The 19,360-nt window shown below is 56.0% G+C and carries 19 protein-coding genes; 6 read left to right on the forward strand and 13 right to left on the reverse strand.

The window, feature by feature from the left end; translation table 11 throughout:
• Positions 1 to 46: 46 nt before the first annotated feature.
• From ACW44H_RS04960 to ACW44H_RS04980, 5 genes are all read right to left on the reverse strand, one after another.
• A complete protein-coding gene (locus tag ACW44H_RS04960; RefSeq protein ID WP_457507372.1) occupies positions 47 to 1,687 on the reverse strand; it encodes a BCCT family transporter in 1,641 nt (546 codons plus the stop codon).
• A gap of 161 nt (positions 1,688 to 1,848) precedes the next feature.
• Positions 1,849 to 2,895: a YcjF family protein gene (locus tag ACW44H_RS04965; protein ID WP_457507373.1), complete on the reverse strand. Its 1,047-nt coding sequence runs from the start codon at positions 2,893 to 2,895 to the stop codon at positions 1,849 to 1,851.
• Positions 2,892 to 4,295: a YcjX family protein gene (locus tag ACW44H_RS04970; protein WP_457507375.1), complete on the reverse strand. Its 1,404-nt coding sequence runs from the start codon at positions 4,293 to 4,295 to the stop codon at positions 2,892 to 2,894. The genes ACW44H_RS04965 and ACW44H_RS04970 overlap by 4 nt, the downstream gene beginning before the upstream one ends.
• Positions 4,296 to 4,355: 60 nt before the next feature.
• Entirely contained in the window at positions 4,356 to 4,547 is a 192-nt protein-coding gene (locus tag ACW44H_RS04975) for a hypothetical protein (protein WP_113270384.1), read from the reverse strand.
• A 59-nt stretch (positions 4,548 to 4,606) separates the two neighbouring features.
• Positions 4,607 to 5,476, reverse strand: a complete 870-nt coding sequence (locus ACW44H_RS04980) for a D-hexose-6-phosphate mutarotase (protein WP_457507377.1) — start codon at positions 5,474 to 5,476, stop codon at positions 4,607 to 4,609.
• 137 nt (positions 5,477 to 5,613) lie between these two features.
• Here ACW44H_RS04980 and ACW44H_RS04985 point away from each other — a divergent pair, with 137 nt between their 5' ends.
• From ACW44H_RS04985 to ACW44H_RS05000, 4 genes are all read left to right on the forward strand, one after another.
• Positions 5,614 to 5,856, forward strand: a complete 243-nt coding sequence (locus ACW44H_RS04985) for a GlsB/YeaQ/YmgE family stress response membrane protein (RefSeq protein WP_035555944.1) — start codon at positions 5,614 to 5,616, stop codon at positions 5,854 to 5,856.
• A 167-nt stretch (positions 5,857 to 6,023) separates the two neighbouring features.
• Positions 6,024 to 8,489: a DUF1266 domain-containing protein gene (locus tag ACW44H_RS04990; protein ID WP_457507379.1), complete on the forward strand. Its 2,466-nt coding sequence runs from the start codon at positions 6,024 to 6,026 to the stop codon at positions 8,487 to 8,489.
• Positions 8,490 to 8,688: 199 nt separating this feature from the next.
• Complete coding sequence (locus ACW44H_RS04995; protein WP_113270387.1) at positions 8,689 to 9,213, forward strand: C40 family peptidase; 525 nt, start codon at positions 8,689 to 8,691, stop codon at positions 9,211 to 9,213.
• Between the two features lie 30 nt (positions 9,214 to 9,243).
• Positions 9,244 to 10,434 (forward strand): MFS transporter, encoded by a 1,191-nt coding sequence (locus ACW44H_RS05000; RefSeq protein WP_457507381.1) that lies wholly within the window; start codon positions 9,244 to 9,246, stop codon positions 10,432 to 10,434.
• Here the strand turns inward: ACW44H_RS05000 and ACW44H_RS05005 are convergent.
• The 5 genes from ACW44H_RS05005 to ACW44H_RS05025 are packed head-to-tail and all read right to left on the reverse strand — an operon-like array spanning position 10,431 to position 15,263.
• Positions 10,431 to 11,045, reverse strand: coding sequence for an ABC transporter ATP-binding protein (locus ACW44H_RS05005; protein WP_457507383.1), 615 nt, complete (start codon positions 11,043 to 11,045; stop codon positions 10,431 to 10,433). The genes ACW44H_RS05000 and ACW44H_RS05005 overlap by 4 nt on opposite strands.
• Entirely contained in the window at positions 11,038 to 11,871 is an 834-nt protein-coding gene (locus ACW44H_RS05010; RefSeq protein WP_457507385.1) for an ATP-binding cassette domain-containing protein, read from the reverse strand. The genes ACW44H_RS05005 and ACW44H_RS05010 overlap by 8 nt, the downstream gene beginning before the upstream one ends.
• 34 nt (positions 11,872 to 11,905) lie before the next feature.
• Positions 11,906 to 12,706, reverse strand: a complete 801-nt coding sequence (locus ACW44H_RS05015; RefSeq protein ID WP_457507386.1) for an ABC transporter permease — start codon at positions 12,704 to 12,706, stop codon at positions 11,906 to 11,908.
• The gene (locus ACW44H_RS05020) at positions 12,703 to 13,683 is read right to left on the reverse strand and encodes an ABC transporter permease (protein ID WP_457507388.1); all 981 of its coding nucleotides are present in this window, start codon (positions 13,681 to 13,683) and stop codon (positions 12,703 to 12,705) included. The genes ACW44H_RS05015 and ACW44H_RS05020 overlap by 4 nt, the downstream gene beginning before the upstream one ends.
• Complete coding sequence (locus ACW44H_RS05025) at positions 13,674 to 15,263, reverse strand: ABC transporter substrate-binding protein (RefSeq protein ID WP_457507390.1); 1,590 nt, start codon at positions 15,261 to 15,263, stop codon at positions 13,674 to 13,676. Before ACW44H_RS05025 ends, ACW44H_RS05020 begins: the two co-directional genes overlap by 10 nt.
• A gap of 110 nt (positions 15,264 to 15,373) precedes the next feature.
• Between ACW44H_RS05025 and nikR the strand changes: the two genes are divergently transcribed.
• Positions 15,374 to 15,775, forward strand: a complete 402-nt coding sequence (gene nikR / locus ACW44H_RS05030; RefSeq protein ID WP_113270394.1) for a nickel-responsive transcriptional regulator NikR — start codon at positions 15,374 to 15,376, stop codon at positions 15,773 to 15,775.
• 85 nt (positions 15,776 to 15,860) lie between these two features.
• Here nikR and ACW44H_RS05035 read toward each other — a convergent pair whose 3' ends face one another.
• Complete coding sequence (locus ACW44H_RS05035; protein WP_447042475.1) at positions 15,861 to 16,343, reverse strand: FKBP-type peptidyl-prolyl cis-trans isomerase; 483 nt, start codon at positions 16,341 to 16,343, stop codon at positions 15,861 to 15,863.
• A 178-nt stretch (positions 16,344 to 16,521) separates the two neighbouring features.
• Between ACW44H_RS05035 and ACW44H_RS05040 the strand changes: the two genes are divergently transcribed.
• Positions 16,522 to 16,803: a hypothetical protein gene (locus tag ACW44H_RS05040; protein ID WP_457507392.1), complete on the forward strand. Its 282-nt coding sequence runs from the start codon at positions 16,522 to 16,524 to the stop codon at positions 16,801 to 16,803.
• Positions 16,804 to 16,887: 84 nt separating this feature from the next.
• Here ACW44H_RS05040 and ACW44H_RS05045 read toward each other — a convergent pair whose 3' ends face one another.
• Positions 16,888 to 17,358 (reverse strand): outer membrane lipoprotein, encoded by a 471-nt coding sequence (locus ACW44H_RS05045; RefSeq protein WP_113270397.1) that lies wholly within the window; start codon positions 17,356 to 17,358, stop codon positions 16,888 to 16,890.
• Between the two features lie 305 nt (positions 17,359 to 17,663).
• Positions 17,664 to 19,262 (reverse strand): isocitrate lyase, encoded by a 1,599-nt coding sequence (locus tag ACW44H_RS05050; RefSeq protein ID WP_113270398.1) that lies wholly within the window; start codon positions 19,260 to 19,262, stop codon positions 17,664 to 17,666.
• Positions 19,263 to 19,360: the final 98 nt, after the last annotated feature.

Raw genomic sequence — 19,360 nt, forward strand, 5'->3', positions numbered from 1 at the left:
CGAAGGGGCCTTTTTTACAGTTGTCTCAAGGTGTCAGCTACTGGCGTCACTTACGAATAAGCCGCAGCTCGCCATTGAGCGCCTTGATGATCGAGTAGCACATCAGCAACAGTACAATGGAGAAAGGAATCGCAGTCGCGGTTACCCCCGCTTGAAGCGCTGTCAGGCCCCCGCCGATCAGTAACACAATCGCAATGAGACCCTCGACAATCGCCCAGAACATGCGCTGGGGCCGTGGAGCGTCGATTTTGCCGCCGGCGGTGATGGTATCGATCACCAGAGAACCGGAATCAGAGGAGGTGACGAAGAAAATCAGCGCCAGAATGATACCTAGCGTCGACATTAGCCCCGTCAACGGTAGCTCGTTTAACATGCCGAACAGCGACAGCTCGGGTCTATAGTTATCGATCACATACTCTTTAACCAGGCTGCCAGCGGGGTCAGCATACAGCTGTTCAAGCGCAGTTGACCCGAAGACGCCCATCCAGATAAAGATAAACAGGCTGGGAACCAGCAACACGCAGAGTACGAATTCACGTACCGTGCGGCCCCGTGATACCCGGGCGATAAACATACCGACGAAAGGTGCCCAACTGACCCACCAAGCCCAATAGAAAATGGTCCAGGCCTGGCGATAGGCGTCATCATCGCGACCGAAGGGCGCTGATAAAGGTAAGAACTCAGTCACATACGTTGATAGCCCTGACCAGAACCCGGTTAAGGCTATCAGCGTAGGGCCCGCAAACAGCACGAAAAAGAAGAACAATACAGCGAGCACCATATTGATTTCGGAGAGCTTCTTCACACCCCCTTCAAGCCCACGCCAAACGGAGACTAGGGCCACCGCCGTCACCAGTACGATCACAATAACCTGGGTGGTCGTGCTCACTTCCAGCCCAAAGACAAAATTCATCCCTGCATTGGCTTGCTGTGCACCAAGCCCGAGCGATGTGGCCAGCCCAAAGAGAGTGGAAAACACCGCTAGAATATCGATCGCATGTCCCCACCAACCCCAGACACGCTCACCGAGAATGGGGAAAAATGCCGAGCGAATTGAGAAAGGGAGCCCCTTATTATAGGTGAAAATGCTCAGCCCTAGCGCCATGACGACATACACCGCCCAGCCATGGATGCCCCAATGGAGATAGGTACCCGCAAGCCCCATCGCGCTGGCCTCAGGAATAGCCGCTGAATTTAGCTCGCCGTTATCGCCGAACGGGGATGTGACATTAAGGGGAAGTGAGACGTTAGCGTGATAAACCGGTTCCAGTACGCCAAAGAACAACAAGCCAATGCCTATGCCTGCGGTGAACAACAGCGCGAACCAAGAAAGGTAACTGTGCTCTGGGCGAGCGTCAGGCCCACCCAGCCTGACCGATCCATGGGGCAGGATGACTAACGCCAAACAAAACAGAATGAAAAAATCCACCAGGATCATGAAATACCAGTCCAGCGTTCCTGTCGAAAAGGCGACGATGGATTGGAAAGCGCTCCCTGCACGTTCTGGAAACAATAGCGTGAGAATGATGAAGAGGGTCGAGGCAAGGGCTGATACAACAAATACGCGGTTATGAATATCAAAACCGAAGGGACCAAAATTTCCCTTGATATTGTCCTGACCGACGACATAGTCGGTCTGCATGTCGCTAGACACGGAGGACGTCTCGGGGTCGCTGGGGTTGTTCATAAACTACCTCTCATTATTGGAGGATGCCATGTCGGTCTCTAATGATGACGCCAACTAACGTTGAATCCCAACTTACTGCCAGCAGAGATTTTCTAGCAACAGCGACTTACTAGCGACAGAAATTGGTCGTTGGCTGATTAGGTTGACGCTGATGAAGTTTTTTATTGTCGATGATCGCGTTCCTGAGGGACCGTCTCTTTGTCGAGTCGCTTGATCTGTCGCCATAGGTCTTGGCGTAAGTCGGCGATCTTGGGTTGCTCATCAAGCGTGAACGGCACCGGGCGGCAGAGGCGTTGCGCGCGCAGGCCCAGGCGTGCGCTAAGCAGCCCAGTGGCCAACCCTTGCCCGGCGCGAGCAGAGAGGCGTCCAGCCAAATCAAGCGAAAGCATGTCCATGCTGGCGTCGGCGGCCAGTTCACTGGCACCGGCAAACGCCATGTTATGCAGTACATTGCGGAACAACCGCAGGCGGCTGGCATAGCCCAGTTCAAGACCATAAAGGCGGCATAACCGATCTACCATTGCCAAACTGCGCCATGCCACCAGTGCCATATCCACCAATGTTAGCGGGCTAATAGCGACCATGATGGCAGTTTCGCCGGACATTCGCGTAATCAAGCGTTGGGCCTCACGGTCTCGCGGCGCTAGTAGGTGGTAACGCAATAGCGTCTGGATTTCCTCACCGCTATGGTGAGGCTGGCTGGCGCGTTGAAAGGCCAGCCAGTGTGGGTCATCGTCGGCTAGTTTGAGCTGACGCTTAAGCTGTCCAGCCATCGCGTGGGCCTGCTTCGGCGAGCGCAGTGGCAGCTCGGCAAGGTCACCGCGTAGTTTGTCGTGACGTTTTAGGCGGCGCAAACGTCCTAGCTCTTTAAGTAGTGAGATTCCCCCTAGGCCGATCAGGCTGATCCCGAACAGCTGCCAAGCCATGTTGAGCCACTGTGACTCCGCCAGCGCATCTGGAATACCGGTGACCAGCTCAGCGGTACCCAATCCGGCACCGCCTATTAGGGCGAAGAGTAGTCCCCAACGGCGCTTGCGCGGGGCACCTAAACTGGCAGTGGGTAAGGCTTTGTCTTCTGGAAGGGGCGCCAGCGGCTGGTGCTCGCTGGTGCCCGCAAAGGCTTCACGATGGCGAAGCGAAGTCTCCGCGTCAGCGGCCTCCTGCTGATCATCCAGCGTAAAATGACGGCGTGGCTGTGGGGTGGTCATGTCAGTTTATCTCCAATCAGCCAGTCGATGGCGGCATCCATGCGAATATGATCCAGCGCTTCCGAGGTGGATTGCATTGGGCGGAAGCCGGGAAAGTCGAAGCCTTGTTGTTGCCAAAAATCAGCAGTGGGAAGCCGTGCGGGTACATCGCCTGGGTACACCAGCACGTCTTCGCCTTCCAGGGTGGTACCACGCAGCGCTGGTGAACGCTTACCTTCGTGGGTTACCTCGCGGGCTTCGGTGGCACGAATCGATGCTAGAGAGAGCGCTTTGACCGGCACGTTGGCAAAGCGCAAATCTTTCAATGGCTCAGCCAGTAAGGCTTCCAGTAGCTGAACCACGTTGCCATGCTGGTCGGGGGTGACGTGATCGGCTTTGGTGGCAGCAATTGCGAGGCGATCAATTTTGGGCGCGAACAGGCGGGTCAGCAGGCTGCGTTTGCCGTAATCGAAGCTGTGCATTAACTGGCGCAGTGCACGGGAAAGGTCTTCAAACCGTTCCGGCCCGGCATTCAGTGCCCCGAGCACATCTACCAGTACGATCTGTCGGTCAAAGCGACGGAAGTGATCGCGATAGAAGGGCTTGACCACTTGCTGTTGGTAATAGCGAAAGCGGGCGGCCAGGGTGGCGTAAAGGCTGTTGGCAGGCAGTGCTTCCAGCGCTTCTTTCGAGGTGCTGTGGTGAGATGCATTCAGCTGTGGCAGCGGGAAAAACTGCAGCACCGGTGCACCTTCCAGCTCGCCGGGTAGCAAAAAACGCCCTGGCTGTAGGTCGGAAAAACCGGCTTGCTTGGCGCGTCGTAACCCTTGCGCGTAATCTTCAGCCAGGGTGGCGAGCTGGGCTTCATCGGCCTCGCCCGCGGGGTCGAGTGGTTCCACCGCGGCTAACCACTCGCTAAACAGACCCCGGCGTTGTTCGCCTTCATGGAGCGCCTGGACTTGGCTCCAGCTGTAAAAGTCGTGCTGTAGCAGGGGTAAATCGAGCAGCCATTCGCCGGGGTAATCGAACAAATCGAGGGTAAGGTGGGCAATCTCAGGCGTTAGCCAGCCGCTGCGGGCAGGGCGATAGCGTAGTTGCAAGCGTAGTTCACTAATGCCGCGGGTAGGGTCTGGCCAGCGTGGCGGGGTATCGCGTAGGGCGGCCATGCCGGGGTCGTAGGGAAAGCGTGGCACACCCAGGTCGGGCTGGTTAAGCCGCTGGGCGCCAAGTAGGCGGCCTTCACGCGCGGCAGGCAGTAAGTCGAGGCGCGCTTCAACGCCTGCATGGCGTAGCTGGTTGACCAGTGAGGTTAAAAAAGCGGTTTTACCTGCTTGAGAAAGGCCGGTTACCGCTAAGCGCAATTGGCGATCCCGTCCCCTCTCTAATAAATTGCTCAGTTCGCGACTTAACGGCTGGCGCATCCTATCGATCCCTCTGTGTTTCCGGTCCCAGTCTTTAAAGCGATAAGGGCAGAATGAACATCACTGGCGTAACATTAATATTAGTTGCGAAAGGACCGGTAGCATGGCAATCAAAAACCCTACCCCCGCCAATATATAGCCAGGCCAGCGACGCGCCATCTTTTGCGCCAGGGTAAGGCCAACCAAGCACACCACCATACCGATTAAATTAAATGCCAGTGTCGCCGCCTCTAACCATTGTTGTGGGTCCATCGGATCTCCTGAGCGCTTGTGAATGAACGCAGATTAACAAAGTATTGATGAACCGAAGGTTAACCGCGGCTTAGGGTAGTGCCTAGCAAGTGCTGAGCACCGGGTACGAGCCACACGGGATCCAAACGCGTATTGGCAGCTTCTACGCAGATAAAGTGGCGCGCTGCGTCTGCCGGTGTGTCTTTGGGCAGTACGCTGTCAGGATGCCATACCACCGTGGAATCACTGGACTGCTTACCGATGCGCAGGCTGCGTTCCCCATCGCTGAGTAGTACCGCTTCATTGGTGTGGTAAATACGGTCAATAGCGCCTTGGACTGCCAGGGTGCCTTGCTGTTCGCTTTCTGCAAAATCGCATAGTTTGTCGAGATAACGCGCGCCGGAAAGACCTTCCAGGCGGCACTGATGAATATCGGCAACGGCTAAGTAGGTGTGCAGCGCTCCGCTGGTTTTGATCGGCGTTTCGCCGATGTTTTCGCTAATCAACTCTACGTTTAACCGTTGGGCGTTGGCTTGTACCACCAAGCGTGCAGTCAGCTGAGTGTGTAAGCGTTGCTTGGGGGAAAGGTGGACTTCAATTCCTTCGGCATGCTCATCAACGGCGTCCAGGCGCCATTCGGCGTGGCGGGCGAGGCCATGAAAGGGACCATCGCGGTTGGGGCTTTCATCGGCATAACGTTCGTCGGCAAACCATGGCCAGCAGAGGGGGATTCCTCCACGAATAGCGCCTGGCATCGCCTGGGGCGTTGGGGTCAGCCAGAGCCAGCCAGTATCGCCGTGGGGGCAAAAATGCAGTACTTGAGCGCCTTGCAGGCTGATCGCCAATTCGCCCCAAGACATATTGAAAAGCACGATATCACGGCCTTCCCACTTGGCCGTTTGTTGACCATCAGTGCTTTTAAGCAATTGTTCGAGCGAGTCGGGGATCATGTATTTTCCTTTAAGAGTTGCCAAGCATCGATGCCGGTAGGCGCCGAACAGTAGCGCTGTGTGCTATGGTAGAACAAGCACGACTGGTAGGTAAAACACGTGACTAAAAACCCGAATTTAAATAGTAAGGAGACTATATGGGCTTTATTGCATGGTTAATCATTGGTGGCTTGGCTGGTTGGATTGCTGGCAACATCATGCGTGGCGGCGGTTTTGGCATCCTGGGTAATATCGGTGTCGGTATCGTTGGTGCGGTCGTGGGTGGTTTTTTGTTCAGCCTTCTTGGCCTTTCTTCCGGTGGCTTTATCGGTTCGCTAGTCACTGCGACAGTGGGTGCTGTGGTGCTCTTGTGGGTGATTAGTAAGGTTAAAAAAGCCTAGCTGTTTAGCCGCTAACCGTGTGACAACCGCCCGGCCTTGGCCGGGCGGTTGTCGTTTTAGCCTTGGGATGCCTCTGGCTATCGGTGTTCGCGCAACTTTCCGTTACACTAGGCGGCTTTATTCTGGCTCTTAGCTGGTGGTGATACTGTGCTTTTTCGAGGTGCCTCTTGATCGACGCGTTAAATGCCTGGTGGGCCCAACAGCTTGTGCTGTGTGATTGGGCATTTACTCCTCATCCGCTGGCGGTCGATGCAGGAGCAGCGGAACAACGCCTGCTGCAACTGGGGATAACCAGCCGGGGTGAATTGGCCGAACAGCTGTTTCACGGGCTAGGGGCACCCCCAGGCCATGCCGATCGGCTGCTAGGCGCTCTTGAATGGGCGGCTTTGGCCGGTGCTGCGGGTTGGTTAGAAGCCGACCAGGCACGTTGTTGGGCGCACCATCTAACTCGTCGCATCACCAGTGATTATAGTGACCTACGTGCGTGGCTGGCGGATTTGCGGCGTGCCTTGGGCGTCCGCGGTTGGGAAATTGGCGCCGACGATCGCTTTATCGATGCCTGCCAGGCGTTGGCGACTCTCGAAACCGATGGCGAGGGTATTACATGGGAGACACTCGGCAATACCCTAGCGAAGCTTCCTGCCCCCGCCCCGCTATGGCCCCAGCAGCCCCAGGCGCAAAGTTGGCGGCTATGCGCATTGTTTCGGCCAATTATTGTTTATCCTGCCCGCCAGGCTGACTGGCCAGAAGCCACCGAATGGCTAGCCCACGTATGGGATGTCCGTGATCGTGATGCCCTGCTCGGCGTAATGCTCTGGTTAGGCGCTCAGGGTGAGCGTCAGCGTTGGGATATCGAAGCCCGTGAGCTATTGAACATGGACAACGCCCAGCGCATGGAATGGCAGCGCAGTGTGGTGAATGAGTCGCCCTATGCACCGGTGTTAACTAAGTTCGTTACCCAAGGCGAGCCGCTAGAGTGGGCGGCTTGGGACTGGTTGCGGCTTGTTGAGCTCGCTTGGGCAGGTGCCTGCTGTGGCTGGCTCAGTCAGGAAGAAGCGGATGACTTGGCAGGGCACGCCGCTGATTTGATGAGTCGCCGTTACCATGACTGGTACGCTGTCCTTAACGCCTACGAACGCGGGCAAAGCCTGTTTGACGGTATCGATCGGCGGGGTAAAACACCCAGTGAGCGGCATCAATTACTGCTGCATAGTGCACATAGCCCATGGATGTGTCCGCCGGGCGAGTTATTAGATGACGCCACACGTAAAGCTTCTCAAACGCGCATTCGACAGTGGCGTAACACGTCTCACCACTGGTTGTTGGCGCTGGCCAGCGTACGCGAGCCGGATGCGATGCTACGCCAGATAGACCCGCTGGCTGCCCTGCCTGAAGAGCAACGTGCCGACGCGGCGCTCTACTTGCAGGAGTCGCTGGGGTTACATGCGGACGAGGGCGCCAGTGCACTGGCACGCTACTGGCTACCTGCGCAGGCACATCACCTTAATCAATTGGCTGCTGATGCGGTACACGGTGTATTGCCACCCTCGCAAAGCTGGTTTGGCCAGCCGACCCCGGAAGAGCTTAAGCAACGCAATGCCGTTAAGGGTGTGAGCCGGCATGCGGCGACGATCCATATGGCTGAAAAATTTGCTTTCTACCTGCATATGTCACTGGACAGCGGGCTATTGGATCGGGCACCGCTATTGGAGTACGCCAGCGCGCTGCGTAGCTGCCTATGTCGTTTTTACCCCAATGCAAAGCGCCTGCTCGACGCATGGTTTGCATGGGAAAGCTGTTTGCCAGAACCAGAACACACGTCGCTCATCAATGAAATTATTTGGCACATTGAGGACCCTGGCAGCCTGTTTCACTGGCTGGATTGGCGTCACGACGCTTGGTGTGAGCCTGGTCACCGACCCACGTTGAGCCACTTCACCGCCATGTCGCTGGTAGGGCCGCTGAACAGTGCTGTATGGAGTGAACCTCAACCTGAGAGTGCACGGGAGTGCGCCGAAATCCGTGAGTGGGTCGATAGCCACTACCACTTGAGCAATGCCGAGGATATGCAGGAGTTTTTGTCCTATATGCTCGAGTCGGGGGATCGCCAGGAGTATCAGATTAATTACGCTCCCTATACGCTTAACAAGGAGCGATTAGGCGCTGAGATCGCTATCCTCGAGTCCGGCGACTGCGCTGAAGACGAACGCCATCATTTGCTTCGCTTACGCCGGGTGCGTGATAACGAGGATGGCTGTAATGAGGTAGATATGGCCGCTTGGGATATCGCCCAGTTGGTCGATCTGGCAATTGCTGCACGGCAGCTTGGCTGGCTGGATAGCGTTGCCTTCGCGAAGGTGCTGGATAGCGCTTACCAGTTAGCCGCTGACCACTATGCCGGGTGGCAGGAGTATGCCATGGGGATGTACGCAGGCTTCTCGTTTTTTATGGGCGAAACCCCTGAGCGAGAAAGCTTTTTAGCGGGTTTCCGTCAGGCGCTGGTGGCGTGGGTATGTGGCGCGCCTGTCTTGGCTGGGCCGTGGGCTAGCCTGGATTTTCCCGGCAATAAACCACGCCATTTTGCGCCGCTACATATTGATACATTACCGGGCGATCAACGCACCTTACATTGAGGCTCGCCAAACATAGGATAACTAGCTTATAGTCGTGATTAGAAAAAATAATTTTGTTGTACCGCCCTCTTATCAATGTCACGAGGTTAATCACATGGTTGCGTTGCCACGCCCCGCTGTGACCGCTGTCCGTGTCGTAAGTGTTTGTTGTTTAGTTGCATTGGTCGCTGGCTGCGCAGGCTCTACTCGAGAGAGCAATATGCAAGCCCCCGAGAATTACTTCTCGATGACATTGCCGGGCATGGGGGCTAACCCGCAAATGTCCCCAATGGATCCCATCAATGCGCAACTGCGCAGCATGCAAGTGCCGCCACCAACAGTGGTTCGAGAGGCGCTGCTGACACAGCATCAACGCTGGGCAGGGACGCCTTATCGGATTGGCGGCACGTCAGAAAGAGGGATTGACTGCTCGGCCCTGGTTCGCAATGTTTATCGTGACACGTTTAATTTAGAGCTTCCGCGCTCCACCCGTGGCCAAGTACACGAGGGACGCTCGATCGACCGCCAAGAGTTGCAGGCGGGCGATCTGGTGTTCTTCCGCCCGCCGGGTCGTTACAACCACGTAGGTATCTACATGGGCGATGGCTATTTTCTTCACGCCTCGACCTCAAAAGGGGTCATTATCTCTCGCTTAGATAATAGTTACTGGCAGCGTTACTACTGGCAGGCGCGTCGTGCCCTGGAGCCAACCCATTTAGCCCAGCTAAGCAGTCGTGTTTTCTAATCGTCAGACTCTTCATTTTTTAGGGATGGCATGATCGAAGCCAAAACGCGCGCTTGGTGGCGCGCCACCTTGGCGCTTTGCCTTGGCTCTTTTCTTGTTTTTATTAATCTGTATGCACCGCAGCCGCTGTTGCCAGGGTTAAAGGAGACCTACGATGTCTCAACCCTGGGCGTCAGCCTGCTCATGTCAGTGTCAACGCTCTCCTTAGCCATGGCGCTACTGGTATTCGGCCCACTCTCGGATGCCATCGGTCGTGAAGGCATAATGCGAATTACCTTGCTGATGGCAGGCGGCTGTTCCATTGCCTTGGCATTCGCGCCCACTTTTGAAAGCTTACTGCTGCTGCGCCTTCTGCAGGGCTTTGTGCTGGGCGGGCTGCCAGCAGTAGCGATCGCCTGGATGGGCGATGAGTTTGATAAACCTGCCTTGTTAAGTGCTGTAGGCCTCTATATTGGGGCCAATTCATTGGGCGGGATCAGTGGGCGTATCGTAGGCGGCGCCGCGGCTGAGGTAGGCGGGCCTACGGCGGCCTTCTTGTCGGTAGGGTTAATAACGCTGATTGGCTGCGTGGTGTTTTGGCGACTGCTGCCTAATAGCCGTGCCTTTGCTCCCCAGCGTTTCGAGCTGCGTAAAGCTGTGGGGGACCTGCTCGGCCATATACGCAGTCCAGCCCTACTCGCGGCTTACTGCTTGGGCGGCATCAACTTTCTGATTTTCATAAACCAGTACAGCTATATCACCTTTCGGTTAGCCGCAGCGCCGTATCAACTGGCCGCGAGTGGCTTGGGGCTGATTTTCTTGACCTACTTAGGCGGCACCTTCGGGTCAATGATTTCCGGGCGTTTGGCGGGGCGGTTTTCTCCCGCTGCGTGCATGATGATGGGGGTGATGATTTTAATGCTAGGCACGGCCATCACGCTATTTGATTCTCTCGTGCTGATTATCGTTGGGTTAAGCGTCAATGCGTTCGGCTTTTTTCTGGCACATTCGTTGGCGTCTAGCTGGGTAGGGCGGTATGCCCAGGGCGCCCGGGGCAGTGCGTCGGCGCTCTATCTGGTGTTTTATTACGTGGGCGCCAGTTTAGGCGGCTTTTGGCTGGAGCCGTTCTGGCAGTGGGCCGGCTGGTCGGGGGTGAGCGTTGGCTCGTGGCTGTTGCTTAGCATGACGCTAATGATTGCCTTCGGCCTGTGGCGTTTTGAGCGTCGCCAAGCGGTTAGCTAAATTCGTTTTAGCAAACCGGCGCTTAGATGGTAACGGTGTTCGCATAATTGTTTTAATAGCGCTTCATCGTGACTAATCACCAGCACACCCAACTGGCGCTGTTCCGCCTCTCGTTTTAACGCCTGCCAAAGCTCAAGCTGAGTAATCGGGTCGAGCATTGTCGAGATTTCATCAGCGATCAGAAAGCGCACCCTGGGTACTAGCGCTCTCAGTACGCACACGCGCTGTAACTCCCCCCCTGAGAGCGATTGAGGGAAGCGCGACAGCCAATGGGTGTGTACGCCAAACGCTTCGCACTGGGCGTCAGAGGGCGTCCATGCTTCCCGCAGTATCTTACCGACTCGCCAGCGTGGGTTCACCGCCAGTTCCGGTGATTGCGGCAGCCACTGTACCGGCTGCACACCGTTTTTTGGCAGCGCCGCGCCATCCAGCGTGATATCGCCCACTTGCGGTGTTAAATAACCTGCCAGCAGTTTGCCCAGCGTCGATTTGCCTGAACCAGAGTCGCCGCTTAACCCTACCCACTGGCCTGCGTTCAGCATGAGTGAAACAGACTCGAGTAATGGCTCCCCGGGTGAAAAATGAAAACTCAGCTGACGCGCTTCAAGCAACGGTGGACTCCTGTTCAGTCTGTTGAGCTTGGCTACCCGCGTGGGTCGAAAAGTCATTGTCCGGCAGCGCTAACCACAATGCCTGAGCATAAGCACTGCTCAGCGAGCTGCCTTGGCCTTGAAAGGCAGAAGCTGATGCAGTCTCGACTGGCTTGCCGTTACGCATAATGGTAACGCGATCAGCAATCGGCAGAGCGTGGCGCAAGTCGTGGGTAATCAAGAGCACTGTTTTGCCTTGGTCAGCCAGTCCGCGCAGCGCATCCAAAACACGCTGGCGCTGGTGCGGGTCAAGGCCCACAGTGGGTTCGTCGGCAATCACTAGCTGGGCCTGGCTCACATGCGCCATGGCCGTTAATACACGACGGGCCATGCCGCCGGAAAGTTCATGGGCATAAGCCTGCTGGGCACGACCGTGTAGCTGATAGTGATCAAGGGACTGCTGAGACGCTTGCCACGCGTGCGCTGATGAGTGGCCAGCGCGCTGGGCTGCCCAGGCCACTTGGCGCTGGGTACGCACCAACGGGTCTAAAGCACTTAGCGATTGAGGGATCAGGGCTAGCTCACGGCCACGAAGCAGGCGTTGGCGTGACTCATCAAGCGGTATGCCATGGTAGCAAAGCTGTCCCGTAAGACGGGCATGCGCGGGCAATAGGCCCATCATCGCGTAAGCCAGTAAGCTTTTCCCTGCTCCCGACGCACCCACCAGGGCATGCACTTCGCCTGTGGCAAACGTCAATGAAACGTTATCCAAGCAGGTGACCCACTCACGCTTCCACCAGGAAGCATACAAGGGTAGCTGTAGCGACAATTGGTCAATCGTGAACACGGTATGCCTCCCATTAGTGGTTTGCTTAACAGCGTTAAAGCGCACGGCGGAGGTGGCTGGAAAGGCGCTCGAACATCAGCACCATGAGTAACAACCCCAAGCCCGGAAATACTCCTAACCACCAGTACCCGCCGTTCAAGTAGCGCATTGCCTCGGCCAGCAGTACGCCAATAGCCGGTTGGCTGGGGCTTAAGCCGAAGCCCAGAAAGGTCAGCGCGGCTTCGTGCAAAATCGCGTGGGGGAACAGCAGCAGGGCACCCACCAAGCAGTGGGGAAGCAGATGGGGAAGTAGGTGGCCGTGGAGTACAAACCAGCGCGACTTGCCGAGCGCTCGCGAAATGCGTACATAGGGGGCTTGCCGCAACTGCCACAGTTCGGCGCGCAGCACCCGGGCAAGGCTTGGCCAGTGGGTTACCGCCACGGCAATGATCACTGCCTGGGTGCCGCCGCCCAGCGCAAAGGCGATCAGCATCAATAGAATCAGATGTGGAACACTCAGCAGGGTGTCAATCAGCAGGCTCACCAGCGCATCCAGCCGCGCCGAGAGCGTGGCTAGCGCCGCCAAGCTCAGCGCAATCAAGGTACTCAGCAGCGCGGCCAGGCAGCCCACCCAAAAACTCAGTGCCAACCCAGCCAGGGTGCGCGCCCAGAGTTCCCGGCCCAGGGCGTCGGTGCCCAGCCAGTGTTCAAGGCTCGGCGGGGCCAAGCGAGCGTCAAACTGCATCTGTTGTGCTGAATCGGCCAACAGCCACTGACTGGCGATAAGCCCTACGATAAACACAGCGGTGATGCTCAGGCTGAGCATTGCGCGCAGGCGCGGCTGGGTAGCGGTCATGAACCACCTGTCGTAAGGCGTGGATCGATAACGCCATACAGCGTATCGGCGACGAGGTTGCCGATGCTGACAAACAGGGCGGTAAACAGGGCAATCCCCAGCAGCAGCGAAATATCACTGCGCAGGCCCGCGGCGACGGTGGCTTGCCCCAAGCCAGGGTAGGCAAATACTTGTTCAATCAGAATAGAGCCGCCGAAAAGCTCCCCCAGTGATGCGAACGCTAGCGTCACTGCCGGTAAACTGGCGTGACGGAGGCCGTGCCGCCAGGCGACATCGAATCGGCTAGCGCCCTGGGCGAAGGCGTGGGTAGCAACATCTGAGCGCATTAATTCAATCATGCGGGTGCGGGTGTGCAAGGTGATATTCGCGATACCCAGCAGCGCCAGTGTGGCGACCGGCAGCACTAAGTGATGCAGCCGTGTGGCGAGGGTGACATCTTGATCCAATACGCCGGCCGGGCCAGCGCAGCAGGTAGGTGCCCACCCCAGCGTGACTGAAAACAGCAGCACGGCGAGCATGGCCAGCCAAAAGGCAGGCGTGGAAGCGGTTAAATAAGCGTAGGTGCTGATCACGTTATCCAGCGGCGAGCCCTCTTTCGCACCCGCCATGACACCCAGTGCAAACCCCAACAGTGCCGAGACGAGCCACGCGCCTGCCAGCAGCACGATGGAGCGCTGAAAGCGCTGGCCGATGACGTCACTGACCGGCTGGTTATACACATGGCTCCAACCCAGGTCACCACTCGCGAATTGACGCAGCCAGTGGCCAAGCTGTACGGCGGGAGGGGCATCAAACCCCCAGCGTTCGGCAATCAGCGCGCGCTGTTCGGGGCTGACCTGGGCCACCTGTGGGCCTAGATAGGCATCCACCGGATCAATGGGTGAGAGCATCATGAGCCCAAACGAGACCAGCGCGACGCACAGCAGTACCAGCGCCAGGCGGCCTAGGCGCTTAGCAATGCGCGGTATCAATCGCATGCCCAGCGCCACTCAAGCAGGTTGGCCGTGATGGGCCAGCCATGGCCGTGGGGGGCTACGCCCAGCTCGCCCACGTCCAGGCAAGTGTCGGCAAAATAGACATGCTCCAGATTGACCAGCCAGGCCCAGCTAGCGTCTCCGCGCAAGCCGTAACCAGTAGTGCCGTCCCACTGGGCGGCCTGCCAGTGGCGGTTGGCTTGTTCGGTACTGGGCGCCGCCTGGGCGGCATCCAAATGGGCATCTACTTCCGAGTTGGTATAAAAGCCGCTGTTGTAGTAACCGTTACCGGCGTGCTGGCTGTGGAAGAGGTAGTAAACCTCTTGAGGGCTGTGGCTACCAAAACCAAACAGAATAGCGTCTTGGTGCAAGGCATGACGCTGGATATCATCCCAGTGGCGGCCCGTTGGCTGCATCTCGATGCCCAGCGGGCGAACCATTTCGGCACTTACTTCGGCAAGCAGCTGCCGGGTGGTATCGCTTGACGGGTAAGTGAGCCGAAAACGGGCAGGCAGGCCCTCCTTATAGCGCAGGCCATCGTCTTGCAACTCCCAGCCGGCGGCATCGAGTATGTCCTTCGCTTGGGCAAGATCAGGGGCATCTATTCGTTCTTCATCGCTACTCCAGGGAAGGCCGTCAGCCGGGCCAAAGGCAGGGCGACCAAAGCCGTGCAGGGCCACTTCAACCAGCATATCGCGATCAACCGCCAAATTGATCGCCTGACGGATGGCGGGATCTGCCGTGACATCGTTACCAATTGGCGCGCCAGAGGCCGCATGCTCGCCATTACTCGGCTGCATGGGAAAAAGAATGCCGCGGTTATCGACGCTTTCCATGATTACGCGCTGCATGTCTGCTGGCACATTGGCAGCCAATGCTGGTGGGATGGCGGCAATATCTGCCTGACCGGCATGAGCTGCACTCAGCGTGGCGTCTTCGCCGGTAAACAGAAATACCAGGCGGTCAAAAGCGGGGGAAGGACCATAGAAATAGGGGTTGCGTTCAACAATTAACTGCTCGCCTTCCTGCCACTCGACCAACTGGTAGGGCCCAGAACCCAGGGGGTAGCGACCATAGGAATCGTTATAGCCGTTTTTACGCTTGGCATGGGGCACGATGCCAAGGGTCAGTAACTGATCAATAAAAGTAATGCGCGGGGAGTGGAGGCGAAGCGTGACAGTCTTTTCATCTACAGCTGCTGCTTCAGCAAGTGCACTAAGATCCGCACGACCACCCGCCTGCGCCGCTGTATTGAACGTGTAAGCCACATCAGCCGCGGTCAGTGAGGTTCCATCGGAAAAGCGTGCGTCGTCGCGCAGGGTCAATGTCCAGGTGAGGCGATCTTCAGAAAGTGACCACTCGGTGGCCAGCTCTGGTTGTGGTGAAAGATCCTTGTCTCGTGAGAGTAATGTCGATTGAAACAGCGGATTGCCGTACTGCCCCCAGCCCAACAGCGGATCAAAGCCCTGTTCGGGTTCGCCGCCAATCGCCAAAATTAGCTGTTCTTTTGCCTGTGCGTTGCTAATGGCGGCTAAACAACTTAGCGCAATACCCAGTAAGATAGGCCGAGTTGTTTTAGTCATCGCTTTATCCTTTGCGCTAGTCGCGGTGCTAGTATGATGTTTTTGCAATAACATCATACTAACGGGCCAAGCAGTCTATGGAAAGCGGGCCATTATTAGAGGAGGCGTGAATGCAGCGTGTAACGGTAACGCTCGATGAGGAGCTGTTGGCAGAAGTGGATGCGCTGATGCGCGCACGTGGCTATCAAAACCGCTCAGAGGCGATTCGCGACTTGACCCGCAGTGGTTTAAAGCAAGTGAGAGAAGAAGTTGCACCGGAGGCGCCTTGCATGGGGGCGCTGGTATATGTCTACGATCATGCCGCTCGCGAGCTATCCAAGCGCTTAACGCGTCACTCGCATGATCATCATAACCTCACGCTTTCGACCTTGCATGTGCATATTAACGCCGAAAGCTGCCTGGAAGTGGCGTTGCTTAAAGGGCAGGGGAACGCGCTCAAACAGTTTGCCGCTGAAGTTACGTCGTCGCGAAGCGTTCGTCATGGGCAGCTAGTGCTGATACCTGATGAGTAAGGGCGGCACCGTTAGGGTATAAAACGGTAACGCATAAAAAAAGGTAACCCGTAGGTCACCTTTTCTGGTTGGTAGCGAGAGCCTCTTAGTGCTCAACGCCGCCTTCGCCGTGTACATGGCCGTGCTCAACTTCTTCAGCACTCGCTTCACGTACTTCAGCGATCTCAACATCAAAGTTGAGCTTCTGGCCTGCGAGCGGGTGATTGCCGTCAACAACGACGGTATCGCCTTCGACTTTCTTCACGGTAACCATCAGCGGGCCGCCTTGAGTCTGGGCTTGGAACTGCATGCCCGGCTCAATGCTTTCAACGCCTTGGAACGCATCGCGCGGTACTTCTTGCATTAGCTGCTCTTGCAGCTCGCCATAACCTTCTTCCGGCGAAACGCTAACGTTCAACTTTTCACCAGCTGCATGGCCTTCCAGCTCTTTCTCAAGGCCCGGGATAATATTACCGGCGCCATGGAGATAGGTTAGCGGCTCACGGCCTTCAGAACTGTCCAGCACTTCACCTTCATCGTTAGTCAAGGTGTAGTGGAACGCGACAACCGAGTTTTGCGCAATTTGCATGGAATAACCTTTCGGTGAGTGCATGTTCCAATATGGTAACGCGTGTTTGCCGACTTGTCAGGGGGTAGCGGCGCTTTTTCCTATCCACCACCTTTGACGGTGTTGCGCACCAGCATGACCAGAGATACCCTACGTTCATCATTTTTCCCCTTTGCCCTATCCTCCATGGGAGCTCGTTATGACAGTATTGATTATTTGGCTTATCGCGTTTTGCCTGATTGCTTACTTTGTTTACCAGCGCTGGAATAGTGGTGTTAGTCAGGGGTTGGATAAGCTATTGCCCAGCTTCCTGAAAAGCCATGGTAATAACCGCTACTTATGGGTGATAACGCTCGCCGTGTTGGGGGCGACCACGTTGGTTCAGCCGGTAGATATGCTGCTGGTGGTTTTACTGCTGGGCTTAATTGGCTGGGGCGTCATGGCATTGGTCAACTGGGCAGGCAACAAGACTCACCGCTAAATTAATATTTATTAAAAAGCCCGGTCATTTCGTAAATGACCGGGCTTTTTTTTGCATTAAGGCGCTAACAATCAGCTAATTTAATTAATACGGTGCAACGCTCATGCTGGCGCCGTTACCAATCAAGCGTACTCGCTGACCGGCCTGGAACTGGCGGTCTGCACGCTGAACAACGACCACATCGGTGCCGTCATCACGACGTATTTCCATTTCTAGTGCATCGACGCGGTTAGCGGCATCTTCCGTTGCTGTGCCTGCCACCGCACCACCCAGGGCGCCTGCAACCGTGGCTAGCTGACGGCCTGAGCCGCCACCCACTTGGCTACCTAAAAGACCACCGATAACGGCGCCGCCGCCACTGCCCAACAGGCCACCAGCACGGCTTTCAGCTTGAATCTGTACCGGACGAATCGCCACGATAGTGCCGTAAGTAACGCTTTGGCCCGTCTTTGCTTGGCTGCCGCGATAGACATCACCCGAGTAGCCCGAGGTATTGGCACACCCAGCCAGCGTGAGAATGCTTAAGGCTACAGCCGGTAGAAGAAGACGTTTCATTAAAACCTCCAGGGCATCTATTGGTTTACTGTCGTTCCCATCACGGCCATCCGCATGGCAGTCAGTGGAACGGTAGCAGTTATAGAACGGTGTTCGTTAAAGATAACTGATGCTAACATTTTTGACCAGCAAACGTCTGAAAAGATCAAAGCTGTCAAAATAAATAGCTAGAAATAGCTTAACCGAGAGTGTAACAGCGTATTAAGAAAACAGTGTGCAAATATATGAGGCAAGCAAAACAGGAGGCCGAGAGGCCTCCTGTTGCAGGGTTGGTTAGGTGTGTTAGACCCTATAAGGGCAAGCTGTTAGCCAAACTGGTTCATGGTGTTATCTTTGCCACCAGCCTTGAGCGCGGCGTCACCGTGGAAAAACTCTTTATGGTCATCACCGATATTGGAGCCCGCCATATCCTGGTGGCGTACCGTGGCGATACCCTGGCGAATTTCCTGGCGCTGTACGCCTTTTACATAAGCCAGCATACCTTCGTCGCCGAAGTAGCCTTTCGCCAGGTTGTCGGTAGACAGGGCGGCCGTATGGTAGGTCGGCAGGGTGATTAAGTGGTGGAAAATGCCCGCTTCGCGAGAAGAGTCGCGCTGGAAATTGCGCGTCCATTCATCAGCCAACTGGCCAAGTTCGGTGTCGTCGTATTCGGCACTCATTAGCTTGTCACGCTGGTAAGCCGAGACATCTTTACCCTCTTCCTGCCACGCATCGAATACCTGCTGACGGAAGTTCAGCGTCCAGTTGAACGACGGTGAGTTGTTATAAACCAGTTTGGCATCCGGTACGACATCGCGAATCCGGTTAACCATGCTGGCGATTTGGCCAACGTGGGGCTTTTCGGTTTCGATCCACAGCAGGTCTGCGCCGTTTTGCAGGCTGGTGATGCAGTCAAGAATCACGCGGTCTTCGCCAGTACCTGGTTTGAACTGGTATAGGCCTGACGCGAGGCGCTTGGGTTTAACCAGTTTGCCGTTCTGCTTGATGACCACGTCGCCGTTATTGATATCGGCAGCGTTTTCAATCACATCGCCATCCAGGAAGCTGTTGTACTGATCGCCCAGATCGCCTGGCTCATTGGTGACGGCAATTTTTTGCGTTAAACCAGCACCGAGCGAGTCGGTGCGCGCCACGATAACGCCATCTTCAATGCCGAGTTCCAGAAAGGCATAACGTACAGCGTTGATTTTGGCGAGGAAGTCCTCATGGGGTACGGTGACTTTACCGTCCTGGTGTCCACATTGCTTCTCGTCAGAAACCTGGTTTTCCAACTGGATGCAGCAGGCACCCGCTTGGATAAACTTCTTGGCCAGCAAGTAAGTGGCTTCTGCGTTACCAAAGCCTGCGTCAATATCAGCAATAATCGGCACGATATGGGTTTCATAGTTATCGATTTTGCTGATCAGTTCCTGCTCTTTGCCGCTATCGCCAGCCTCTTTGGCTTCATCGAGAGCACGGAACAGATGGTTAAGCTCCCATGCGTCAGCTTGCTTTAAGAAGGTGTAGAGCTCTTCGATCAGGTTGGCGACAGAGGTTTTTTCGTGCATTGACTGATCAGGCAGCGGGCCGAACTCAGAGCGAAGCGCAGCGACCATCCAGCCAGAAAGATAAAGGTAGCTACGTTTAGTGGTGCCAAAATGCTTTTTAATCGAAATAAGCTTCTGCTGACCAATAAAGCCATGCCAGCAACCCAGCGACTGAGTGTACTGTGCGGTATCAGCATCGTAAGCAGCCATGTCTTCGCGCATTACCTTGGCGGTGTAGCGAGCAATGTCCAAGCCGGTGTGAAAGCGGTTTTGAGCGCGCATACGAGCGGCGTATTCAGGTTTAATAGCTTCCCATTTGCCAGCTTGTGCTTCGCGCAGTTGCGCCATGGCTTTGATATCTTCGAGCAGTCCTGACATGAGCTTACCCTCTTTGGTCTGGAGTGTGTTTCGCAAATCAGCACTTGCTTATGCTGCACCTGCGAAGCTGTGTTTAGCATCATTGAATTCTGTGGCTG

It is taken from the genome of Vreelandella sulfidaeris Esulfide1, from assembly GCF_054072535.1.

Bases quoted from the DNA above. Each gene is read 5' to 3' on its own strand.
- ACW44H_RS04960 (WP_457507372.1), bottom strand. From the start codon at position 1,687: ATGAACAACCCCAGCGACCCCGAGACGTCCTCCGTGTCTAGCGACATG.
- ACW44H_RS04965 (WP_457507373.1), bottom strand. From the start codon at position 2,895: ATGACCACCCCACAGCCACGCCGTCATTTTACGCTGGATGATCAGCAG.
- ACW44H_RS04970 (WP_457507375.1), bottom strand. From the start codon at position 4,295: ATGCGCCAGCCGTTAAGTCGCGAACTGAGCAATTTATTAGAGAGGGGA.
- ACW44H_RS04975 (WP_113270384.1), bottom strand. From the start codon at position 4,547: ATGGACCCACAACAATGGTTAGAGGCGGCGACACTGGCATTTAATTTA.
- ACW44H_RS04980 (WP_457507377.1), bottom strand. From the start codon at position 5,476: ATGATCCCCGACTCGCTCGAACAATTGCTTAAAAGCACTGATGGTCAA.
- ACW44H_RS04985 (WP_035555944.1), top strand. From the start codon at position 5,614: ATGGGCTTTATTGCATGGTTAATCATTGGTGGCTTGGCTGGTTGGATT.
- ACW44H_RS04995 (WP_113270387.1), top strand. From the start codon at position 8,689: ATGCAAGCCCCCGAGAATTACTTCTCGATGACATTGCCGGGCATGGGG.
- ACW44H_RS05000 (WP_457507381.1), top strand. From the start codon at position 9,244: ATGATCGAAGCCAAAACGCGCGCTTGGTGGCGCGCCACCTTGGCGCTT.
- ACW44H_RS05015 (WP_457507386.1), bottom strand. From the start codon at position 12,706: ATGACCGCTACCCAGCCGCGCCTGCGCGCAATGCTCAGCCTGAGCATC.
- ACW44H_RS05020 (WP_457507388.1), bottom strand. From the start codon at position 13,683: ATGCGATTGATACCGCGCATTGCTAAGCGCCTAGGCCGCCTGGCGCTG.
- ACW44H_RS05025 (WP_457507390.1), bottom strand. From the start codon at position 15,263: ATGACTAAAACAACTCGGCCTATCTTACTGGGTATTGCGCTAAGTTGT.
- nikR (WP_113270394.1), top strand. From the start codon at position 15,374: ATGCAGCGTGTAACGGTAACGCTCGATGAGGAGCTGTTGGCAGAAGTG.
- ACW44H_RS05035 (WP_447042475.1), bottom strand. From the start codon at position 16,343: ATGCAAATTGCGCAAAACTCGGTTGTCGCGTTCCACTACACCTTGACT.
- ACW44H_RS05040 (WP_457507392.1), top strand. From the start codon at position 16,522: ATGACAGTATTGATTATTTGGCTTATCGCGTTTTGCCTGATTGCTTAC.
- ACW44H_RS05045 (WP_113270397.1), bottom strand. From the start codon at position 17,358: ATGAAACGTCTTCTTCTACCGGCTGTAGCCTTAAGCATTCTCACGCTG.
- ACW44H_RS05050 (WP_113270398.1), bottom strand. From the start codon at position 19,262: ATGTCAGGACTGCTCGAAGATATCAAAGCCATGGCGCAACTGCGCGAA.